The organism is Paenibacillus sp. 7523-1 (assembly GCF_002276415.1).
Classification (GTDB): Bacteria; Bacillota; Bacilli; order Paenibacillales; family Paenibacillaceae; genus Paenibacillus; species Paenibacillus illinoisensis_A.
Map to the genome: position 1 here is coordinate 25,686 of NZ_NPBR01000029.1, position 21,818 is coordinate 47,503.

At 50.2% G+C, this 21,818-nt stretch carries 16 protein-coding genes and 1 riboswitch; of the genes, 2 read left to right on the forward strand and 14 right to left on the reverse strand.

Going from position 1 to position 21,818, the window contains the following annotated elements:
* Window positions 1-239 precede the first annotated feature (239 nt).
* The gene (locus CHH60_RS26785; protein WP_255248099.1) at window positions 240-3,140 is read left to right on the forward strand and encodes a DUF5704 domain-containing protein; all 2,901 of its coding nucleotides are present in this window, start codon (window positions 240-242) and stop codon (window positions 3,138-3,140) included.
* Between the two features lie 249 nt (window positions 3,141-3,389).
* Here the strand turns inward: CHH60_RS26785 and CHH60_RS26790 are convergent, their stop codons facing one another.
* The 6 genes from CHH60_RS26790 to CHH60_RS26815 form a co-directional block, all read right to left on the reverse strand.
* The gene (locus CHH60_RS26790; RefSeq protein WP_176476225.1) at window positions 3,390-4,190 is read right to left on the reverse strand and encodes an ABC transporter ATP-binding protein; all 801 of its coding nucleotides are present in this window, start codon (window positions 4,188-4,190) and stop codon (window positions 3,390-3,392) included.
* 19 nt (window positions 4,191-4,209) lie between these two features.
* A complete protein-coding gene (locus CHH60_RS26795) occupies window positions 4,210-5,007 on the reverse strand; it encodes an ABC transporter ATP-binding protein (protein WP_095361977.1) in 798 nt (265 codons plus the stop codon).
* Entirely contained in the window at window positions 5,007-6,602 is a 1,596-nt protein-coding gene (locus CHH60_RS26800; RefSeq protein WP_095361978.1) for an ABC transporter substrate-binding protein, read from the reverse strand. Before CHH60_RS26800 ends, CHH60_RS26795 begins: the two co-directional genes overlap by 1 nt.
* Before the next feature lie 14 nt (window positions 6,603-6,616).
* A complete protein-coding gene (gene nikC, locus CHH60_RS26805; protein WP_095361979.1) occupies window positions 6,617-7,450 on the reverse strand; it encodes a nickel transporter permease in 834 nt (277 codons plus the stop codon).
* Window positions 7,451-8,389, reverse strand: a complete 939-nt coding sequence (gene nikB / locus CHH60_RS26810) for a nickel ABC transporter permease (RefSeq protein WP_095361980.1) — start codon at window positions 8,387-8,389, stop codon at window positions 7,451-7,453.
* 163 nt (window positions 8,390-8,552) lie between these two features.
* Window positions 8,553-8,742: riboswitch (cobalamin riboswitch) on the reverse strand.
* 80 nt (window positions 8,743-8,822) lie between these two features.
* Entirely contained in the window at window positions 8,823-9,650 is an 828-nt protein-coding gene (locus tag CHH60_RS26815) for an AraC family transcriptional regulator (protein WP_095361981.1), read from the reverse strand.
* A gap of 195 nt (window positions 9,651-9,845) precedes the next feature.
* On the opposite strand from CHH60_RS26815, the gene CHH60_RS26820 reads away from it, so the two are divergent.
* Window positions 9,846-11,147: an alpha-glucosidase/alpha-galactosidase gene (locus CHH60_RS26820; RefSeq protein ID WP_095361982.1), complete on the forward strand. Its 1,302-nt coding sequence runs from the start codon at window positions 9,846-9,848 to the stop codon at window positions 11,145-11,147.
* A 110-nt stretch (window positions 11,148-11,257) separates the two neighbouring features.
* Here CHH60_RS26820 and CHH60_RS26825 read toward each other — a convergent pair whose 3' ends face one another.
* The 8 genes from CHH60_RS26825 to ytxJ all read right to left on the reverse strand — a co-directional run bounded on the left by CHH60_RS26825 (window position 11,258) and on the right by ytxJ (window position 21,705).
* On the reverse strand, window positions 11,258-11,956 hold the full coding sequence (locus CHH60_RS26825; protein WP_095361983.1) for a response regulator: 699 nt from the start codon (window positions 11,954-11,956) through the stop codon (window positions 11,258-11,260).
* A 1-nt stretch (window position 11,957) separates the two neighbouring features.
* Window positions 11,958-13,538 (reverse strand): ATP-binding protein, encoded by a 1,581-nt coding sequence (locus CHH60_RS26830; protein WP_255248100.1) that lies wholly within the window; start codon window positions 13,536-13,538, stop codon window positions 11,958-11,960.
* A gap of 8 nt (window positions 13,539-13,546) precedes the next feature.
* Window positions 13,547-15,886 (reverse strand): histidine kinase, encoded by a 2,340-nt coding sequence (locus CHH60_RS26835; protein WP_095361984.1) that lies wholly within the window; start codon window positions 15,884-15,886, stop codon window positions 13,547-13,549.
* Between the two features lie 131 nt (window positions 15,887-16,017).
* On the reverse strand, window positions 16,018-16,578 hold the full coding sequence (gene kdpC, locus CHH60_RS26840) for a potassium-transporting ATPase subunit KdpC (protein WP_095361985.1): 561 nt from the start codon (window positions 16,576-16,578) through the stop codon (window positions 16,018-16,020).
* A 262-nt stretch (window positions 16,579-16,840) separates the two neighbouring features.
* Window positions 16,841-19,009, reverse strand: a complete 2,169-nt coding sequence (gene kdpB / locus CHH60_RS26845; protein WP_255248101.1) for a potassium-transporting ATPase subunit KdpB — start codon at window positions 19,007-19,009, stop codon at window positions 16,841-16,843.
* Between the two features lie 72 nt (window positions 19,010-19,081).
* A complete protein-coding gene (gene kdpA / locus CHH60_RS26850) occupies window positions 19,082-20,761 on the reverse strand; it encodes a potassium-transporting ATPase subunit KdpA (RefSeq protein WP_095361986.1) in 1,680 nt (559 codons plus the stop codon).
* A gap of 36 nt (window positions 20,762-20,797) precedes the next feature.
* Window positions 20,798-20,875 carry a potassium-transporting ATPase subunit F gene (locus CHH60_RS30585; RefSeq protein ID WP_141236996.1) on the reverse strand — a complete coding sequence of 26 codons (78 nt, stop codon included), beginning with the start codon at window positions 20,873-20,875 and terminating at the stop codon, window positions 20,798-20,800.
* A gap of 290 nt (window positions 20,876-21,165) precedes the next feature.
* Window positions 21,166-21,705, reverse strand: a complete 540-nt coding sequence (ytxJ, locus tag CHH60_RS26860) for a bacillithiol system redox-active protein YtxJ (RefSeq protein WP_255248102.1) — start codon at window positions 21,703-21,705, stop codon at window positions 21,166-21,168.
* Window positions 21,706-21,818: the final 113 nt, after the last annotated feature.

Below are 21,818 nucleotides of genomic sequence, written 5' to 3' on the forward strand. Positions count from 1 at the left end.
TGAAATGGAAAGTAGACGGAGAATGCAATGGTCAAGAATTAACTAATAACTCCTCCACTAACAAGCCCAATTCATCTCTAGTATGTATTAATCTATCTTTAGACAACCCTGTATACAAACCTAGTGTTTACAAAGATAAGTTGGACGAACCACATCACAGTGCTGAATTCACCACAGTTTCTTTAAAGCCTTTTTACATGGATAATAAAGACTACTACACTCCAGGTGAACCTATCTTGGTGAGTGTAGATAGTTTTACTGATGATTCAGTAAAGTTCACAACACAAATTGGTGGGGCCATCGAGCCAACAGCATACAGACCTTATAATCCTCCTAAATATTCTGCTGATTACGTGTTTAACACGGATATCTATTGGCGAGCAATCGCCGAAACAACGAAAGAAATCAATCTCACCAATGGCGGTCAACTCAGCATTAACCAATCCAAGCAATTAAATGCAACCGTAAAGACCAAAACCGGTGATGGAAGCTTTGGTGCTGAAACCAATGTAAATAGTGGTAATGGGCGAACGACATGGACTTCCTCCAACCCTGGGGTTGCAACCATTAGTAATTCAGGGCTAGTTCAAGCCGTAAGCAGGGGAACTACGACCATCACCGTACTGTGGGAAAAAGACGACTTCCAATTAACAACAACCACAACGATTGGTGTAGAAGAAGATCCCGGGAACGGGGGTGGCGGAGGCAATGGGGGCGGAGGTGGTGTTGGATGTTCACCGACAATCGGGCCACCATCTACAGGGACCATCATGAGCATGAGTGACCTTGATCCAAATGCTAACGGTATAATAAAGTCAGATAACAGAGGAAGTGAGACATTCAATGTACTGAGAGGAATCCCTACTTCCGAGTCACTGTATACCAATGCATTTGCTGACAACTATCTCTTCAAGCAGGCCTGGGCGAAAATGTCGGGCAAAGTTACATATGATTGCAGTGTTACGCTATCCTATGACAGAGAATGGACGGTTCCCGGACCACCGCTCTGTACCGAGGATGGCTGTACGAATGGACCACCTGTTCCAGCCAATGACACAGTAACCAAACCATACAATTTCCAGATTACACGGGACTACTCGTACTGGAAAATTAACAATCTTGAAGTGTACAAGGTCGCAAAGGCGACCATGAAGAATTATGCCCTGCCGGGTGAACTGGTCACCATGACTCCAACCGGATATACACCGCCAACTTTGGTATCCAAAAATGATGATAACGTGGAGAGCCACGTCAGACCAGGGCAAACAACGTCTATCTCCTATACCCCACCTAAACTAACAGGCGGGCTGAATGCACCTCCAGATGTGCCGGATGATACGTCGCGTTTGAAGGGAATGGCGGAATCCAACACCCCTCAGGCAAAAGTGAATAATGACTCAGTCATATTTAACAACACCAAGATTATGGACGATGCAGAGGCGACCAAGGATGGACCTACGCCATCCAATATACCTAACCCTACAACCATTGGCCAGGATGTCCTGTATAAGCCAAATAACATGATTAGTAACACACTGATCAACAAAGAAAACACACCAAGTTCCGGGACCATTTATTACGATCTGCTGCCCGGGAATGTAAATGGCGGCGCCAACAAGGATTTCCCGATTAACGGCATTAACACCGTTACCGTGCACACCCCTGTCGTAAACTACGCCCTGGTATCGGATGATCAGGCTCATAGTCAGAAGACGGTTCCGGATCTAACCCGGTCAGCACTGATTCTGGAACGTCCATTTATTGTACGTATACCAACGACAGGTCAGCATTTGGACGCAGCAGGTTACCCTGGTTATGGCAATCGGGACTATGCCAAATATTTTCGATTGAAACAGGTGAAATTCCCGTTCGATGTCTACAACGCGGACAGAAGCCAATTTATCCCGGCTAAAACCTGGGTAGATATCCCGGTAAACCAGCTGGACACCAGCTTTTACCTTCCGGTATGGGTAGACGAGGGCAACTATGAAATTGAATTCCGCAACATTGCGGAGAACGCACCCTCCAACTTCACCGAACAGCAGGATGCCAATACCAACTTGGCCCATCACGTAGCTGCCGATACGGTTCCAGTCGAAGTCATCGGTAGGCTATACGATTTTCACGTCACTGACATTGCGGACTACAACTGGGAAAATGTTTTTCGCAAGCAGCCAGGCAGTCCGGTGCCAACGGGAGTCAGTTATTGGACAGGCTTGAATCGTATAGATGGTGACCCTCGTGGCAACCTGGCACCTTTCGTACTGCCCATTCGTCCAGGCAGCCATCCAATACAAGGATTCAAAAATGTGGCTGTAAAAACCGGGTACCATATCAAGTTTGACCTCAAAACGAAAGGTAATATGTTTGGTCAGCAGGATGGGATACGGATTACGCCAACTTTTCATTTCGTGAACGAGGACGGTACCTCCCGGCAGGAGGTGGATCTGTATTACCACAGAGGACAGGAAAGATTTATCCGTATCGGATCTGCACAGGATTTGGAGAAACGCTTTGTGGTTCTGAATGCCCGTTTACGAAATGTTCCTGGTACCGAAATGGGCGATACCGCCCGTTATCGATACACCTATGAACTGCCCAAAGAGGAGCAGAGCCAAGGCACACTGGCAGAATATATGGTTCGTTTCGTCGATCAGATCTCGCACCAGAAAACGTGGGTGGGACGTTATGATTGGATGATCCTGCCCTCATCCATTCGTACATTGATCGGACCCAAAACGGACATCCCGCAAGGTGTTAACTTGGATCGGGCAAATGCAGCCATCCAGCACTGGTATGGAGAATACAGCCTGCCAGCCGATGTATATGCCGTGCCGAAAGGCACGGATATGGAGCCACTTGCGAGACAAAATCAGTTGGATGAAAAGTCCGCTGTGTTTCTGAGAAATGGGTATATCGTAGTCAACTTCAATATTGAAAGTCTGCGAAATGGCGATACTGACGCGCCTCATCTCCAGTACATCTATGCACCTCTGATGAATCAGTGGCAGATGGAGGGTTTTCAGAACAATCCGGTCGATACAGAAGGCAATGCTTGGCCCATCCAAGACGGGGATGTTGTCTTCTACCATGCCAATCGATCGAGTCGAAACGACTTCCAATCCCAAGTACCACATTAAAAAAGACAGCAGGCGATGCTTAATACTTGGCTGAGTCACCTATGCTTGCGTACATTGGTTTGCATAGATCAGTGTGCATAGATGGGTTTGCACACATCGGTTTACTTACATTGTTGTACTTTTCAACATCAGTTCATCATTTCTTATAGTCCATATACAGGAAAAGGATTACTCCGGCCGTCACCACCATGACCCGGAATAATCCTTTTTCTTCGCTTAATTATAAAAACCTCAATACACCTTACCAACTCAGCCCGTGATGCCTTGAAGGGCATACTCTCGCATCTTATTTTTGATTTCTTTCACCGATAACACCGAAGCCATCAGGTTTCGTGTATAGGGATGACTGGATGCACGCGTTAGCTGTGCACTTTCTAACACCTCAACGACTTCACCCTTGTACATAACCGCAGTGCGATCGCTAACCTGCTGCACCACAGCCAGGTCATGTGATATGAAGATACATGAAATCCCTGTCTCCTCACGCAATCGGACCAACAGATTCAATATTTGCTGCTGAATGGAAACATCGAGAGCCGATGTAGCCTCATCAAATATAATTACATCCGGCTGCACTCCGATCGCCCGGGCAATAACCACTCGCTGCTGCTCCCCACCACTGATTTCGTGTGGATACTTGTCAGCAATCGCAGCAGGCAACCCCACCAGGTCCAGCAAACGATGAATTTCCTTTTCGCCCTGCCTGCGCTTGATCAGTTTATAGTTCAATAAAGGCTCAAGAATAAACGATCCCACCCTCATGCGGGGATTGAAAATCGCAGAAGGTTCCTGAAAAACCATCTGAATCTGCTTGCGCTGCAGCCGCAATACCTCTCCTCTTATCAGTGTAATATCCTGCTGACGATAGATAATCTGCCCAGAGGTTGCCTTTTCCAGATGGGTCACACATTTGGCCAAGGTGCTCTTGCCACTTCCGCTCTCGCCTACAATTCCCAGACATTCTCCCGGATAGAGCTTCAGATTGATCGATTGCAATGCTGAATGGGCTCCCTGGCCCCTGGATTCGTAGGTTTTACTTAAATTCCTCATTTCCAGAACGGGTATCCTCTCATCTACCATCCGTATTCCCCTCCAATTCAGGTACTGCAGCTAGCAATTCGCGGGTATAAGCATGACGTGGACTTATAATAATGCTTGAAGTTTGTCCAAACTCAACCAGTGACCCGTTCTGCATCACACCGATGTAGTCTGCCATGTGGGCTGCAACAGCAATATTGTGCGTCACAATGATCATCCCTGTTCCCTGACTTGCCCGAAGGCTGGTCAACCGTTTGATCACTTCAACCTGAGTGGTTACATCCAGCGCACTGGTCGGTTCATCGGCAAGCAGCAATTCTGGCTCCATCGTTACCGCCATGGCAATTGCCGTTCGCTGCTTCATGCCTCCGCTAAGCTGGCCAGGATACATGCTCATCATCCGCTCGGGGTCATTCAGTCCCATCTGTGAGAGCATGTCCACCGCCATGGCATATGCAGCTTTCTTCGATAATTCAACGTGTGTACGGATTGCCTCGATGTACTGACTTCCTACTGTACGGATGGGATTCAGATAAGAACCGCTATCCTGAAAAACCATAGCCATCCGCTTGCCGCGTATACCGTGCCAGTCCTTCTGCGAATAACTAAATATCGATTTTCCCTGAAAAACAATGTCTCCCCCGACATACTGCCCACCATTTGGCAGCATGCCGAGCAAAGCTCGAAGTAGCGTCGATTTACCACTTCCGCTCTCGCCCACGATTCCGATAATCTCCCCGGCATTCATTGCAAACGATACATTCTGCAGTGCAGGCGAACCGCTCTTATACACTACAGAAAGGCGGTCTACACCCAGTAAAGCGTTCATTATTGCCCAACCTGGATATTACGATCCAGGAGATAAAAGTCGATCGGATACATCGTCGCACCCTGTACGGCGCTCTTGCTTACAATGTTAATTGGAGTATAGGTAACAAACATGTATGCCGCATCATCCAGAATCATCTGCTGGGCTTCTGCAGCAAGTTCATATCTTTTCTCCACATCGAATTCGGAATGCAGCTGCTGAATCACCGTATCCAGCTTCGGATTGCTGTATCCACCGATGTTCCACTCTGCTCCCGTTTTGAAATAAAAGTCGAGAATATACTGGGGATCTCCAGTAATCCCTGTATTAATGCTGGTCAGCGCCAAATCGTAGTTCCCGCTTTTTTGGTGATCAGTCAGATCCTCGTAAGAGGTCATTTCCAGATTAACTCCAATTTCCTTGAGCTGGGACTGCATCGCAGCAGCCACAATGGAGTCCGATTCGTAAGCTGAATTGAGGATCAATTGAAGCGTGAGCTTCTGTCCGTCTTTTTCCCGAACACCGTCCCCATCCACATCCTTGTAGCCAGACTCATCCAACAGCTTCTTGGCTGTCTCCGGTTCATAGTCATACCCCTTGACCTGATCATAGCCAAAAGGCAGAGCCGAGGTAAACGGCCCTTTGGCTGCCTGACCACCCACCAGTGTGTCTGCATACATCTCGCGGTCTATGCCGTACGAGATTGCACGCCGTACGTCCGGCTCACTCAGCAGCGGATTCTGCGTATTAAACCATACAAACTGCGTACGCAGGCTTGGGATTTCATCAATCGTATATTGACTCTGATCCTGGAACAATGCCAGGCTGCTTCGTCCCACGTTGCTGGCTACATCGATCTCACCCGATTGCAGCGCAAGGGCACGCGTGCTGTCATCCTTGATATATTTGAATGTAATGGTATCCACATCGGCTGCCCCGTCCCAGTATCCGTCATACCTTTTCACCTGAATCTCCTGATCCGGGGTATAGCCTGTGACCATAAATGGACCTGTAGCGATAGGTTCGCTCTTGAATTGGGATGTATCTGCACTCGTATCCACAATTACAAACAAAGGTTCAGCAATATTACCGAGCAGGGAGGCGTAAGGCTCCGTTGTTTTGATGGTGAGGTCCTGGCCTTCTGCAGTCATGGAAGCCACCGGCAAGGTCGATTGCCCTCTCTCATTCAGCTCCATGGAGCGTTCAATGGACTTCTTCACCGCGTCTGCAGTAACCTTATTCCCATTGTGGAACGTTACACCGTCCCGGATATGAAAATGCCATGTCTTATCATCAATACGATCCCAGCTATCCGCAATTTTCGGTACCAATTTCATATTTTCGTCAAATTGAATCAGAGTCTCTCCTATTGCTGCCCGTGTAAGGGTCCAGCCGTTCCACTCCTCTGCAGGATCCAGATTACTTCCAAGCCAGAAGAGCGCTACATTCAGATGAGTCGGTGTACCTGCACTGCCTTTGTCCGCCTCAGCTGCCTTTTCGCCAGATGATGATGAGGTGGAAGTACTTGTTGGGGTTTGGCCACATGCCGCGATAATACATAAGATCAATAATGACAGTATGGTAAGCGTTAGCGTTTTTCCATATCTCGAATTCATTCCCGTTCCTCCTGTTAAGCTGCCTTTTTCTTGGGATCCAGCACATCCCTCAGACTGTCGCCCAGCAAATTAAAAATGATCACCGTGCAAAAAATCGCAAGTCCCGGATAAATCAACAGCCACGGAGCTGTCTGCAAGTATCGTCTGCCTTCATTCAGCATCGCCCCCCACTCCGGTTCAGGAGGTTGAGCACCCAGCCCCAAAAAGGACAGGCCTGAGATGGATAACATCATGCCGCCCACATCCATCATCGCCATAACGATGAGAGGAGACAGCATATTGGGCAGGATGGTTCTGGTGATGATCTGAATCTTCCGCGCGCCACTGAAGGCTGCCGCAGCGACATACTCCTTTTGCTGAAGCGAGATCACCAGACTTCTTGCCAGTCGTGCATACTTCGCCCACCAGACAACAGCCAGGGCAATTACCGTATTAAATAGGCCTGGCCCCAGCATCCCCACTACTGCGATAGCGAAGATTAATCCTGGAAAGGCCATCAGTGTATCGGATAACCGCATTAGCACTGTATCCGTCAGACCACGGGCAAAACCTGCAATAACACCAATGGCTACACCAAGTACAAACACAATTCCGATCATCATAAATGTAATCAGAAGCGACGTCCTGGCCCCGTAAAGGAGACGGGATAACACGCAGCGTCCAAGCTGATCGGTTCCAAGCGGATATTCCGAACTGGCAGGCTGCAGTACCTTGGCAAAATTCGTCGCCAGTGGATCATGCGGTGCGAGCAGCGGCGCAATCATGGCAAGAATGACCCAGAGGAGGGTCAGTGAACATAGAAACGTGAACCAGCGATGCTGTGTCAAAATAAGCTTGAATTCTCTCATTTACACATCCACGTCCAGTCGAATCCGCGGGTCATGCAGATGTGTCCAGAGATCAACGATCAGATTCAGCAATACATAGATGGTTGCCATCCAGATGACGTAGCCCTGAATCAGGGGGTAGTCCCTTGTAAAGATGGCATCCACCGCCATCTGCCCTACACCGGGCCATACGAACAAACTTTCCACAATGGCTGCCCCGCCAAGCAGGGCGCCTGTAGACATGCCCATGAGCGTAACGATGGGCAATAATATATTGGGTAAAATATGCTGCATCATAATGACTCTCTCCTTCACACCTCTGGCTCTGGCCCCCGTTACATAGTTCTGGGACATCTCTTCCAGAATCACTGTACGGATCTGCCTGATATATTGGGCGATCAGAGGTAACGCCAGTGTGCTTGCGGGTAATATCAGGCTGTTCCAGCCCGAACTCCCCATGACGGGAAGCAGCTTGAGCTGTACGCCAAACACCAGCATGAGCAGCATCCCGAGCCAGAAGCTGGGCATGGACAACCCGGCAAACGAAAACAGGCGTATGACGTAATCCAGCACGTTGTTTCTGTAGACGGCCGACAAAATACCCAGTGGAAACGCAATCAGAATGACCAGCAGCAGGGCACTTCCTGTTAGCCGAAGCGTGGCTGGAAGCCTGGACAGCAGAATGTCGAGCACAGGCCTGTCGTATTTATAGGACGTTCCGAAATCTCCGGTAAGCACCTGTCCCAGCCAGGTTCCGTAGCGTATCCAAAACGGCTGATCCAGTCCCAGCTGGACACGCACCTGCTGTACCAATTCGTCCGACGGAGTGACTCCTGTAGACATGAGCATAAGCCTTGCCGGGTCCCCCGGAGACAGATAGGTCAGCAGAAATGTCAGAAACGAAATGCCAAATAACACGGCTGCCAGCTGAATGAATCTTTTCACAATATATCTACTCACATGTCTGACATCCTCTCCCCAATCTCCAACCCCGCACGTGACTTGTCCATGCATATCAAAAAAGACGTCTCTCTCCGCTAATACCGGATAAGGACGTCTTAAATAAACAGATTTTCAGAAAAAATCATGCTCTCTAAACACCTTCCTATCTCCCGTAGGTACTACTGTGTTGTTAAACTAGGCAGGTCTCCTGGCTCCAGAATCCTCGTCATTGCAGCACCTTCCCGGCCTAAACCAGTGGCATAACGCTGCATGACTCCTCTGTTACAGTGGCGGGACCGCGCCGGCATCACACCGGTCTTCCCTATTAAGCTTCTACCCGAAGGTATAGCACCCAGTTCCACATATTCAATTGAAATGCATTCTGTACCAGTATAGCTGGCTCACAGATAATGATCAAAGCATTTATTCAAATTTGAAATAGCTCATCAGCCTATTCCCGCTCTCTCGAACCTTTGGGGGAGACTCCTGTCACACGCTTGAACATCTTGGAAAATAACAACGGATCCGTATACCCCACGGAGTGGGCAACCTCACTGACCGAAAGCGTTGAGCTCTGCAGCAGCTCTGCTGCGCGATTCATCCGGTATTCAAGAAAAAAGGCCTGTAACGACTTTCCGTACTTCTCCTTAAACAGACCAGACAGATACGTACGATCCAGACGCACGGACTGTGCAATATCAAGAATGGACGTCTTCTGGCTGTACCTGTTCTCCATAAACTGAACCGCTTGTCTGATGTATTCATCCTTGGTGGAAAGGGGCCTCTGCGGCTTGTCCTCATCAGGTGAGGAGGAGATCAGTTCGGCCATTAATCGGTACAGCAGGCTCTGGCTAAATACATCTCCACCATTGCGCGAGGAAGCCTGAACCATGTCTGCATATAAACCATCCATTACCTTTGGATCCCTGGCTTCGAATACAGGGCATGCTGGACTCAGGTTTGCCCGCTGCATGAAAGTCTTGGCATGTACGCCCTTAAATCCGAACCAAGAGTATGTCCAAGGCTCGTTCGCGTCGGCTTCATAATGAATGATCGTATCCGGCAGAATGGCGAAGCCCTGACCCTGCGTCAAATGGTACTCCTTATCTTCCATATGAACGGTTCCCCGTCCCTCATGAATGTAATGAACCACATAGGAATCTCGTACCCCCGGACCCCAATAATGAGACGGATCACAATCCTCCCAGCCAAAAAAAAGCAGCACCAGCTCCATCTGTGTCCAGTCCATGGGCAACACGTTCATCTCGATTGGACTCACCTTCCCACCCCTTCTCTTCTTCCGCATCAACATGTATCTTACTTTAGATTATAACAGGTATATTGGTTAAATATCAGCTGAAAGCGGGACCAAAAATGGGATTATACCATGTATGGGAGAGGTTGAACCATAGTTATATAAGCCGGATCGGCCTATAGTTGGGGTACACCATTATTCAGGGAGGCTGGACTTGAGATGAACAAAATTACGTTTCTCGGTGCAGGCAGCACCGTTTTTGTCAAAAATGTATTAGGTGACGTCATGATGACCGAAGCACTGCAGGATTTTGAATTGGCCTTGTTTGATATCGATGCCGAACGGCTGAATGATTCCGAGCGACTGCTGACCAGTATGGGCCGTTCTCTTGGAAGCCGTTGTTCCGTAAAAAAATACACAGACCGCAAAGAAGCACTGCGCGGTGCCAAATATGTCATTAACGCCATTCAAGTGGGCGGATATGATCCATGTACAATTACGGACTTCGAAATACCGAAGAAATACGGGCTGCGTCAGACTATTGCTGACACCCTCGGCATTGGCGGTATCTTCCGTAATTTGCGTACCATTCCGGTCATGCTCGACTTTGCCCGGGACATGCAGGAAGTGTGTCCTGACGCCTGGTTCCTGAACTACACCAACCCAATGGCCGTACTGACCAATGTCATGAATGTGCATGGAGGAATCAAAACGGTAGGTCTGTGCCACAGCGTGCAGGTATGCGTGCCTCACTTGTTTGAAGCGCTGGGAATGGACCAGGCAGGCGTAGTTGCAAAAGTGGCAGGAATCAACCATATGGCCTGGCTGCTGGAAGTAACGAGAGATGGCCAGGATCTGTATCCCGAGATTAAACGCCTGGCGAGGGAGAAACAGAAGGAGCAGCATCATGATATGGTGCGGTTCGAGCTGATGAATCGTTTTGGATATTACGTAACCGAGTCTTCCGAGCACAATGCCGAGTATCATCCATACTTTATCAAACGGAATTATCCGGAATTGATCGAACGCTTCAACATCCCGCTGGATGAGTATCCGCGCCGCTGTGTGAACCAGATTGAAGGATGGAAAGAAATGCGCGAGAAACTGTTTGCCAGTGAACATATTGAACATACGCGCAGCCGCGAATACGCTTCGCACATCATGGAAGCAATGGAAACGAACCGTCCATACAAAATTGGCGGTAATGTAATGAATACCGGTCTAATTACCAACCTGCCTCGTGAGGCCTGTGTCGAGGTTCCTTGTCTGGTGGACGGATCTGGAATCAGCCCAACATACATTGGGGACCTGCCTCCACAGCTGGCGGCACTGAACCGCACCAACATCAACACCCAGCTGCTGACGATTGAAGCGGCCATGACGGGCAAGAAGGAACATATCTATCATGCCGCCATGCTGGATCCGCACACGGCTGCCGAGCTGTCCATTGATGACATCGTTGCCATGTGTGATGAACTGATTGAAGCTCATGGGGATTGGCTGCCGAAGTATACATCCTAAAGCAAACGATAGTTTTTATTTCATTGATGATTAGAAAAGCGCCGAAGACCTCTGTAAATCCAGGAGGCTCCGGCGCTTTTCTAATAAGGGATTCTTGTTACAATTTCATACTAATCCTGAAGCAAAAAGCGATAGCCAATTCCGGGCTCGGTCTGAATGAATCGTGGCTGCGTAGGGTCTTCTTTTAACTTTTTGCGCAGATGACCCACGTAGACCCTCAGATAGTGACTGTCGGATTCGTGATGATGTCCGCCCCATACCTGCTGCAGCAGCTGGCGCTGGGTAATGATCTTTCCGGCATTGGAGGCCAGAACCTTCAGCATATCGTACTCTGTGGGTGTTAATTTGATCGGCAAACCGTCCAGCTCCACCTGCCTTTGTGCCAGATCTACAGTGAGAGACCCAAAACGCAGTACAGGTTCATCGGTTGTCTTCGCCACATGGCGAAGCGCAACCCGAATCCGGGCAACCAGTTCACCCATGCCAAACGGCTTCGTTACATAATCATCAGCCCCACCGTCAAGGGCAGCAATCTTGTCTTCCTCGCGCTCCTTCGCCGTCAGCACAATGATGGGCACCTGGGACCATTCGCGGACGCGATGCAGCACGTCCATCCCGGACATCCCCGGCAGACCCAGATCGAGTATGATCAGATCCGGATGAACGATGCTCGCTTGAATGACAGCCTCGTCGCCATCTCCACATTCATGAATTTCAAATTGATGAGCCTGAAGGGTTACCTTCAGCAGTTTGCGAATCTGTGGTTCATCATCTACAACCAATATGCGTGCCCCTTGCGATGCCGTCATGTTACTCAACCTCTCCTTGTCCTCTATAGGGAAATAATGCTTCCGGCGCTTCCATGGGCAAACAGATGCTCATTCTTGTTCCGCCTCCCGGATTGGGATCTGCTTCAATCGTTCCTCCGTGAACCTCAACGATCCCTTTGCATATAGCCAGTCCCAGTCCTGTGCCCGTCACATGACGAGAGGATTCCAACCGGTAAAACTTTTCAAAAATCCGCTCTTTGTCCGCATCGGGAATACCCACGCCTTTGTCCGCTACCACAATGGTCAGCCTGGAATTTCCCTCATCCCTCGTAACAGTGAGGACAATCTCGCTATAGTCAGGTGAATATTTAATGGCATTGCTGACGACATTGATCAGCACCTGTTCCAGCAGCACTTCATCTCCACATATAAATAACGGTTGATCCGGCAAATCCACACGAATGCTCCGATGCTTGCTGAATTCCCTTACTTGCGTTAATACCACGCTGATCATGTCCCCAACGTCACACCATTTCCTGCGCAGCTGCAGCATGCCGCTCTCCAGCTTCACCATGCCCAGCAAATTGGTCACCAGTCGGTTCATACGCATGGCTCCATCCCGAATATTGCCCGTCAGTTCCTTCCGGTCTTCCGGGGTAAATATGGCGTCATTCTCGATCAATCCTGTAGCGGATCCAATGATCGTCGTTAAGGGCGTCCGCAGTTCATGGGACACAGAGTCCAGCAAAGCCGTGCGAATGCGCTCTGATTCGGCAGTCATCTGTGCCACCCTGGCTTCCTCTGCCAGTTTGACGCGAGCAATTGCACTGGCAGCCAGCCCTCCACAGGCCTCCAGTAATTGCAGCCGTTCCCGCTGCTCCTGAATATCACTGGCCTCCATACGGACGGCAAGCACGCCGTGTACCTGATCTTCCGTACGCAAGGGAACGTATAGACCGGAGGATTCCCGCAGGCTGGTAGAACCTCTCCCTGCAGTTTCGCCATTCCTGTACACCCACTTGGCAATCGCGATCTCTGATTCCTCTCCACCCCAGACTGCGGTTCCCAGGTCATCAGCAAATGCCGTTACTTTCAGCTCATCATGAGCATCAGGCAAATATACGGCAGCCTGGGTACCCAGTGTGTGTGATACTTGCCTCGCAATATGATGGAGCAGGGTATCCAGATCCGTAACAGCCGTCATCTGGCGGCTGAGCGCATACAATGAATTGGTAGTGGCCTCACGCTTCCTAACCATCTCCAGCTGCTGACGCAAGCGACTGGAAAGGGTGGCTGTTAACACAGCTACGGCCAAATACACAATAAAGGAAAAAATATATCGCAGATCCGCAACGGTAAAACTGAGATTCGGAGGCACAAAAAAGAAGTCAAACATGATTACGCTAAGACTCGCTGCGTAGATTGCAGGGCCCAATCCCCAGTAAACGGCGCTCACCAAAATGGGAAACAGGTAAATGAGTGAGACGTTAACCAGATCACTACTCATGCCGATGACATGAAGCAGTGGGGTTAACAAGGTAATGCCAATGGTTACCCATACATATTGGGGAACCCGGTGCAACCGAGGAATCCCCTTCTCTTCTGTGTTTCGTTCAGGCACAGTACTGTTCACATCCCGGTTGGATCATAATCGTAATCTGCAACTATTAATACATCCATATGTCTGGACAGCCGTACCAGCCGATTGACCACCGATCCGGCACCACGATAGCCATTTAACCACCAGAGCCTCTTCGCTTGACCAACGACCAGCTGCGTTGCTTTTTCCTCTGCTGCCTTGCTTGCCAAAATACTTGATACTTCCCTCAGATTCTCACTGTGATGAATATGAAATTCCCCACCCAGCCGGACGGTTAGCTGTTCCAGGGCCTCCAGCTGATCCTTTACTTCGTCACTCATTGCCCTGCCTACATGTACATGATGTACATGCCATACTGCCTTCAACCGATAGGCCGTGCGAAACCCACGGCGAATTAACCGCTCCGCATGTTTGTCACTGCTTACACAGACAAAGACCGCTTCCTGTCTTCGCCAAGGGCCCCGAAGTGCACTTTTCTGCTCCTTCGCTTCCAGCCGTTCATCCACATCATCGGCCAGTTCACGCAGGGCAAGTTCCCGCAATGCAATCAGATTGCCGATGCGGAAGAAATTCGCAAGTGCCTGCTCCACCTTGGCTGCTGCATAGATTTTACCTTCCCGCATGCGCTGCCGCAAGGCCTGAGGTGCAACATCGATTAACTGCACTTCATCTGCCATTTGCAGAATCTGATCCGGCACCGTTTCCCGGACCCGAATTCCCGTAATGTGCTCTACGGCATCGTTCAGGCTTTCCAGATGCTGCACGTTAACGGTCGTAATGACCGAGATCCCTTCATCCAGCAGATGAAGCACGTCTTCGTAACGTTTTTTCCTTACGCTTCCGGATACATTGGTATGGGCCAGTTCGTCCACCAAGACTACTTCCGGGCAAAGGCGAAGAATAGCCTCCGTATCCATTTCCTCCAATGCTACTCCCTGATATGTCCGACGATCCCATGGAATGACAAGCAGCTGTCCGATCTGTTCCATGGTCTCGGCCCGATTGTGCGTCTCCAGCAAGCCGATTCGGACATCAATGCCTTTCCGGAGCAGATCGTTGCCTTCCCGCAGCATCATATAGGTTTTGCCTACACCCGGGGCAGCACCGATGTATACTTTGAATTTGCCTCGCTGAATCTGGCCGATCTGTTTCTTCACTTCTTGATCGCTTAATCTGCGATAGGTTGTGCTGCGGTTATCCGGCAATTTTCCAGGAAGTAATCGTTCTCCATCCAGTTCGGTTCGGTCTGCTAGCAGGAACAGATCTACCCCCTGCAGCTTGTGCAGGAGCGAGTTGATGACTGAACCTTGCCATAACTCCTGCCAGCGGGTATGACGAGAGTGACCCATCACAATACGCGTAATCTGCTGCCTGGCAGCATAACGTGCCAAGGTGGATGGAATCCTGCGACGATGCGTCATGGGCAATTCCTCGAATGCTCCTCCGAATTTCTCCACCAGCTTGATCATGTTTCGGCGAAATGCCGTGGCTTCCTTGGTTAATGCCTTCTTCATATCGCGGAACGTGACCACACATAAATCACCATTCAGTCGCTTCGCAATCTGCTGCCCTCTCCGAATATAAATGGATCCATTCCAATGATATTGGGTCGACACCAGCACCCGTTCCATGATGCCTGTTGTCATGGTAATGCCCATCTCTTCCCGGTGTTCCCGCAGGGATTCATTGACTCCTTCGGCAACGAGTTTCAGCGCCAGTTCCCGTAAAATGCCCAGGTTGCCTTGTCGAAACAACGCCTCTCCCTCATTCCCCTTCAAATGTCCTTCGGCAAGCCGGGTCAAGACCGTTTCCGGTGTCACATCGATCAGCTTCACTTCGTCAGCCAATTCAAGTGTCCCTGCAGGAACGGTATACTCTGCCGCAATTCCTGTGAGTTTACGGGCCAGTTCGGTATATCCTTCCAGCTCGTAGACGTTCACCGTTGTGATGACACTGATGTTGTGTTTCAGCAGATACTGAATATCCTCCAGCCTCGTAGCATGCAGAGCTCCCTCGCGGTTTCTATGTGCCAGTCCGTCAACGAGCACCACTTCCGGATTGCGCTCCAGCAGAGCATTTATATTGAGATCCTTCATCTCCATGCCATCTCTCTGACGGCACCAGTGAATACTCGGAATCCGTTCAAGCTCGCCGAGCTGTTCCACGGTTTCGGGTCTTTGCATGGTCGATACCGCGCAGATCACGACATCAATGCCTTGCTGGCGCAGCGTATTCCCTTCTCTTAACATATGATAGGTTTTGCCTGAACCGCTGACCGGACCAATATAGATAGTGAGCGTGCCCTGCTGCAGCTTCGTAATCATCTTCAGGATGTCCTCGGCTGATCTGCGCTTGAAGCTTTCATGCATCCGTTGATGTCTCCTTTCCACTCCCAATTTATCGAAAATGGAGAAAGCCCCTTCCGAAATCCGGAAGAAGGCCAATGATAGATAAGGCAATCCATGTCGCTTTTGACTTGAACTCAGATACTTCCTGCAGGCTAATTCAGCTCTGCTGTCAGCGCCAGATTCAGTGCAGTCACATTGACACGCGGCTCGCCGAATATGCCGAGCTGACGCCCTTGAACATGTGCTTCCACAAGTTCTACGAGCTGCTGCTCACGAAGACCCGTCGCCTGACTAATTCGCGGGATCTGTGCTTTTGCTGCTTCAGGCGAAAGGTCAGGATCCAGACCTGAGCCCGAACCAGTTACCAGATCAGCAGGAATCTGCTGCAGTGCCGGATTTTCCTGTCTAAGCTGAGCAATTTTATCTTTCATTTCACCGATATACTCCTCCGAAGCTACAGCCCGATTGGAGCCTGCCGACGCCGTCGGGTCGTAACTCGCGTTGGATGCACGGGGTTGGAACATGGCCGGTGATTTTACTTCCTGTGCCAGCAGGGATGAACCGATCACTTTCCCGTTTTGGGTTATCAGGCTCCCATTCGCTTCTGCTGGAAATAGCAGCTGCGCCGCAGCAGTCGTCACCATCGGATACACGATGCCGCAGATCAGCATAAGAATAACAGACAAGCGGATAGCAGGCAGTATGGTCTTCATATCAGTCACATCCTGAATTCGTTATTTGTCAATTGGAATCAATTTGTTACACTATCGCACTGTTTGGTCAGAACAACCTTTCGATCGCTCTTACCCCCAGATTCTTTTGATTAAAGTTCCTAGGGTGAAAATATGGGGATAAGCTTAGGCTTCCGAAGTAGCTTTCTTGCAGAAAGCTTTTAGGCGAACGCTTCGCTTCTCCAGATTTGTTCTGCCCTCTCCGTATTTGTGTAAAAGGGAGTCCAATTTATATGGGTTAATGTCACACCAAATGGAGCCCCGAAAGGATCAGGTCTATCAGCTTAATCCCGATAAAGGGCACAATCACACCACCCACACCATAGATCAATACATTGCGCCCGAGCAGCCGCTCGGCTGACATGGCCCGGTACTTCACGCCCTTCATCGCAATCGGAATGAGCAGCGGGATGATGATTGCGTTAAAGATCAATGCCGACAGAATGGCCGATTGCGGTGAAGCCAGATTCATAATATTCAGTGATTGAAGCTGCGGCATGGCGATAATAAACATCGCCGGGATAATGGCAAAGTATTTCGCAATATCATTCGATATCGAAAAGGTGGTCAGTGCACCGCGTGTAATCAGCAGCTGCTTCCCAATGGAGACTACCGACAGCAGCTTGGTCGGGTCAGAATCCAAGTCAATCATGTTAGCCGCTTCCTTGGCCGCCATGGTACCCGAATTCATCGCCAAGCCCACATCGGCCTGCGCAAGGGCAGGCGCATCATTGGTGCCGTCGCCGGTCATGGCGACGAGCTTGCCTGCCTGCTGCTCTTTTTTGATCGCAGCAATCTTGTCTTCCGGCTTCGCTTCGGCAATAAAGTCATCCACGCCTGCTTCCAGTGCAATCGTGGCTGCCGTAAGGGGATTGTCGCCTGTACACATGATCGTTTTGATGCCCATGGACCGCATCTCGGCAAACTTCTCCTTCAGACCAGGCTTCACTGTATCCTTCAGGTAGATTACACCGTAAATCCGGTCATCGATCGCAACGGCAAGGGGAGTACCTCCGGCCTTGGCAATGCGATTGGAGATGTCATCCAGATCGGCAGGAATTCGTGCACCCCTAGAAGCAATATGATGCTTGATGGCATCTACTGCACCCTTGCGAATCTGCATTCCACTGCCGAGATTGAGACCTGACATACGGGTCTCGGCGGTAAACTCCACACTTTCCGCATCTGCATATTCTTGCTCCGGCCAGCGCTCACCCTGCTTGCCTGCAAGCTCCACCACGGAGCGTCCTTCCGGCGTCTCATCACGAACCGAAGCCTGCAGCGCTGCACGGGTTATCTCCTGCACGGTCGCACCCTGAACGGGAATAAACTCGGAGGCCATCCGATTTCCGTACGTAATTGTTCCGGTCTTATCGAGAATCAACGTATCAATATCCCCTGCCGCTTCCACCGCTTTCCCTGACATGGCAAGCACGTTGAACTGCGTGACCCGGTCCATTCCGGCAATCCCGATTGCGGACAACAGACCCCCTATTGTTGTAGGAATAAGGCAAACCAGCAGGGCGATCAGTGTCGCCAAATCAAGGCGAATGCCCAGGTAACTCGCCATCGGAACCATCGTCAGAATGACGATCAGGAAAATCAGGGTCAAAACAGCCAGCAGTGTAGTGAGCGCGATTTCGTTTGGCGTTTTCTGACGCTGCGCACCTTCAACCAGAGAGATCATCCGGTCAAGGAAGGATTCTCCCGGATCGGTCTGTACCCGCATGACGATATAGTCGGAAGTAACCCGTGTGCCTCCCGTTACGGAGGAAAAATCTCCGCCTGCTTCCTTGATAACCGGAGCTGATTCACCCGTGATGGCCGATTCGTCTATAGAGGCCAATCCCTCGATAATTTCGCCGTCCGTGGGGATCAGTTCTCCTGCTTCCACGCGGACAATATCTCCCTTTTTCAACTGAGTCGATGATACTTGCCGAATTGTCCCATCTTTTTGCATTAATTTGGCGGTCGTATCCGATTTCGTCTTGCGCAGGGTATCTGCCTGGGCTTTGCCCCGGCCTTCGGCGAGCGCTTCAGCAAAATTGGCAAACAGCAGTGTGAACAACAGGATGAGGAACACCGCCATGTTGTACCCCCGTCCCGCTTCTGATGCAGCAAATAGATCAGGATCGATACATAAGAGCAGCGTGATGAACGTACCAACTTCTACGATAAACATGACGGGATTTTTGATCATGACCATCGGATTAAGTTTCTTAAACGCGTCCAGAGAGGCCTGTCGTATGATGTCCCCGCTTACTCTCCTTTTGCTTGGACCTTGGTGGTGGGGATTAATCTCCTTTCCCTCACCCTTTCCGCTTGCTCTATATGTTTCTTTGTCTATTTCAGCGATTGCTTGGTTACCCATTCCTTCCACCATGTGTTCCTTCTTTCGCTCTATAGCACCCATTAATTTCGTGCACCTCCATGTTTAACGTCCTTGCTGTACTTCCCGTGTGCCAATCCATAGACTGTCCGTCCGTTACTGGAGCATCGCCAAATGCTCAGCGATCGGCCCAAGCGCCAGGGATGGGAAGAAGGTGAGCGCTCCGACAACCACAATCATCATCACCAGAATCCCTGCAAATAAAGGGGTATGCGTGCGAAGTGTACCCGTTGTTACCGGAACCACTCGTTTCGTTGCCAGGGATCCTGCAATCGCGAGCATGGCAATCATGGAGATGTACCTTCCCAGAAGCATCACCACACCAATGGCGATATTGTAAAAGTCCGTATTGGCGTTCAGTCCGGAAAAAGCGGACCCATTATTGGCAGCACCCGATGCAAAAGCATAGAGCACTTCGGTCAGGCCATGCATGCCTGAATTCGAAATCGAGGCGACCGCTTCGGGCCGCATAAGCGCCAGCGCAGTAGGAGCCAGAATAATCAAGGGATGAATCAGCAGCGCAATGGATGCGAGCTTTACTTCTTTCCCTTCAATTTTTTTGCCCAGAAATTCAGGTGTCCGTCCTACCATCAATCCGGAGATAAACACGGCCAGAATGACGTACAGCAATCCGTTAAGCAGGCCTACCCCTTTACCGCCAAAAACGTTATTGAGCATCATTTCGGCAAGTGCCACCATTCCGCCGAGCGGCGTGAGCGACTCATGCATATTGTTGACGGATCCCGTTGTCGCAGCTGTGGTCACTGCCGTAAATAACGCCGATTCGGCTATACCAAACCTGACCTCTTTCCCCTCCATATTTCCTTGAATGCCGGCGGCATCCAGCGCAGGTACACCGCGATACTCCGATACAAAAACAGTCGTGAGCATCACGAGGAACAGAAAGCTCATCGCTGCAAACAATGCCCAGCCTTGCTTCCGGTTGTTTACCATCAGGCCGAAGGCATACACCAATGCCGTGGGCAGCAGCATCATGCAGACAATGTGGACCAAATTCGCCAGTGCGGTTGGATTCTCGAATGGATGGGCCGCATTGGTTCCAAACCAGCCGCCGCCATTCGTACCCATGTGTTTAATCGACTCGAGTGAAGCAACCAATCCGCGGGTGATCGTCTGCTCTCCGCCTTCCAGCGTGGTCGCGTTCACCGCCCCTGCCAGCGTCTGTGGCACACCCTGAAAGACCAGGAATAAGGCCACGATGAAGCTCAGCGGCAAAAAGATTCTTGTTATCGACCGCACCAGGTCGACATAGAAGTTCCCCAGTTCATCCCTCCGGCCAACCAGTCCGCGGATGAATGCAATCGCTACAGCGAAGCCTGTTGCCGCCGATGTAAACATCGGGAACGTCACGGCCAGCATCTGTGACAGATATGACAGGGCATTCTCGCCCGTATACGACTGCCAGTTGGTGTTGGTCATGAAGGATGCTGCTGTATTAAACGCCTGCGCTGCAGGCATGTTGCTGATGCCATCCGGGTTGAGCGGCAGAAACTGCTGCAGCCGCAGCACCAGAAACATCAAAATCAACATGATAAAGTTGGAAATGAGCACGGCTGAAAGGTACTTTTTCCAGCCCATCGACTCATTCTCCCGAACCCCCATTAATCGATAGAGCAGTCGTTCAGGTCCACCGAAGATCCTGTCCAGTCCTGTCCGCTTGCCATCGAATACCTTGACCAGATAACTACCCACCGGTTTCACCAGCAGGATGATGATCAACAGCGTGACCGCCACTTGTAATAAACCGCTACCCATATTCATAGTTCCTCCCTAATCTGCGATCCGAATGATTCAGAATTTCTCCGGCTTCACGAGCACATAGCCCAGATAGACCATCAATGCCAGCACAATTATTCCTATAACGGTCATATGCACCTTCCCCTCTCTGGCTATAGCCCTAGGCTCTCTCGCAGAACTTAATGAAACCCCAGAACACCACGAACAGCAGCACAACCAATCCGATCATCGCAGCATCATTGACCATATGCCCTTCCTCCCTCTCTCTACCGTTCTTTCAACCTGCTACGTGTAAAATCTTATACCTGAACGCTGTAAAAAGGGGGTAAAGAAATCCCTGCCAGGGTGTAAAAAAAACGTAAAAATAGACCCGTTCCTTCGCCAATGGCTGAAAGAAAACGGGTCTATCGGTGATTTGATCTTTATCCAAACGGATTCTGTGCCCATTGCAGCAGTCTCTTTTTCGTGATTTTGCCGTGGGATGTGTGCTTGATGACCTGCCCTTGATCCAGGAGCAGCACCTGTGGTGATTCATGATGTACCTCTGTTTCCTCCGCAATCCGGCGGGAGAGCGGGCGACTCTCGATGACTTTGACAATACGATAGTCCATCTGCTGTTTGGGATCGGACGCATTAGAACCTACAAATGCCATAAACTCGCGGTACGCTCTCGCGCTGATCGGGCAGGTGGTGCTGTGCTTCAGGATGAGTACGGGATGATCCTCCGAAGATTGAAGTGCCTCTTCCCAGTCCTCCTGTCTACGGAGTTCACGGACATGTTCATTCAACATATCTTCCGTTCCAGCAATCGCCCGTTTGCTTACCACCGATCCAATCACGACGCCAAGGGCCACGCCAAAAGCAATGCCGAGGGCGAGCTGATCCGTTGCCGTACCAATACTCACTCCGAGTGCCAGGCCTAGCCCAAGCCATAGTGCTTGAGGATTCACTTTTTTCTCCATGGTGATCATCCTTTCAAAGGATATGTATAATAAGGTTCGATAACAATTTTCTGTCCTGTATTCTTCTCAAATTATACCATAGGCATGCCTTTGGTCGACTTTTATAAAATGCA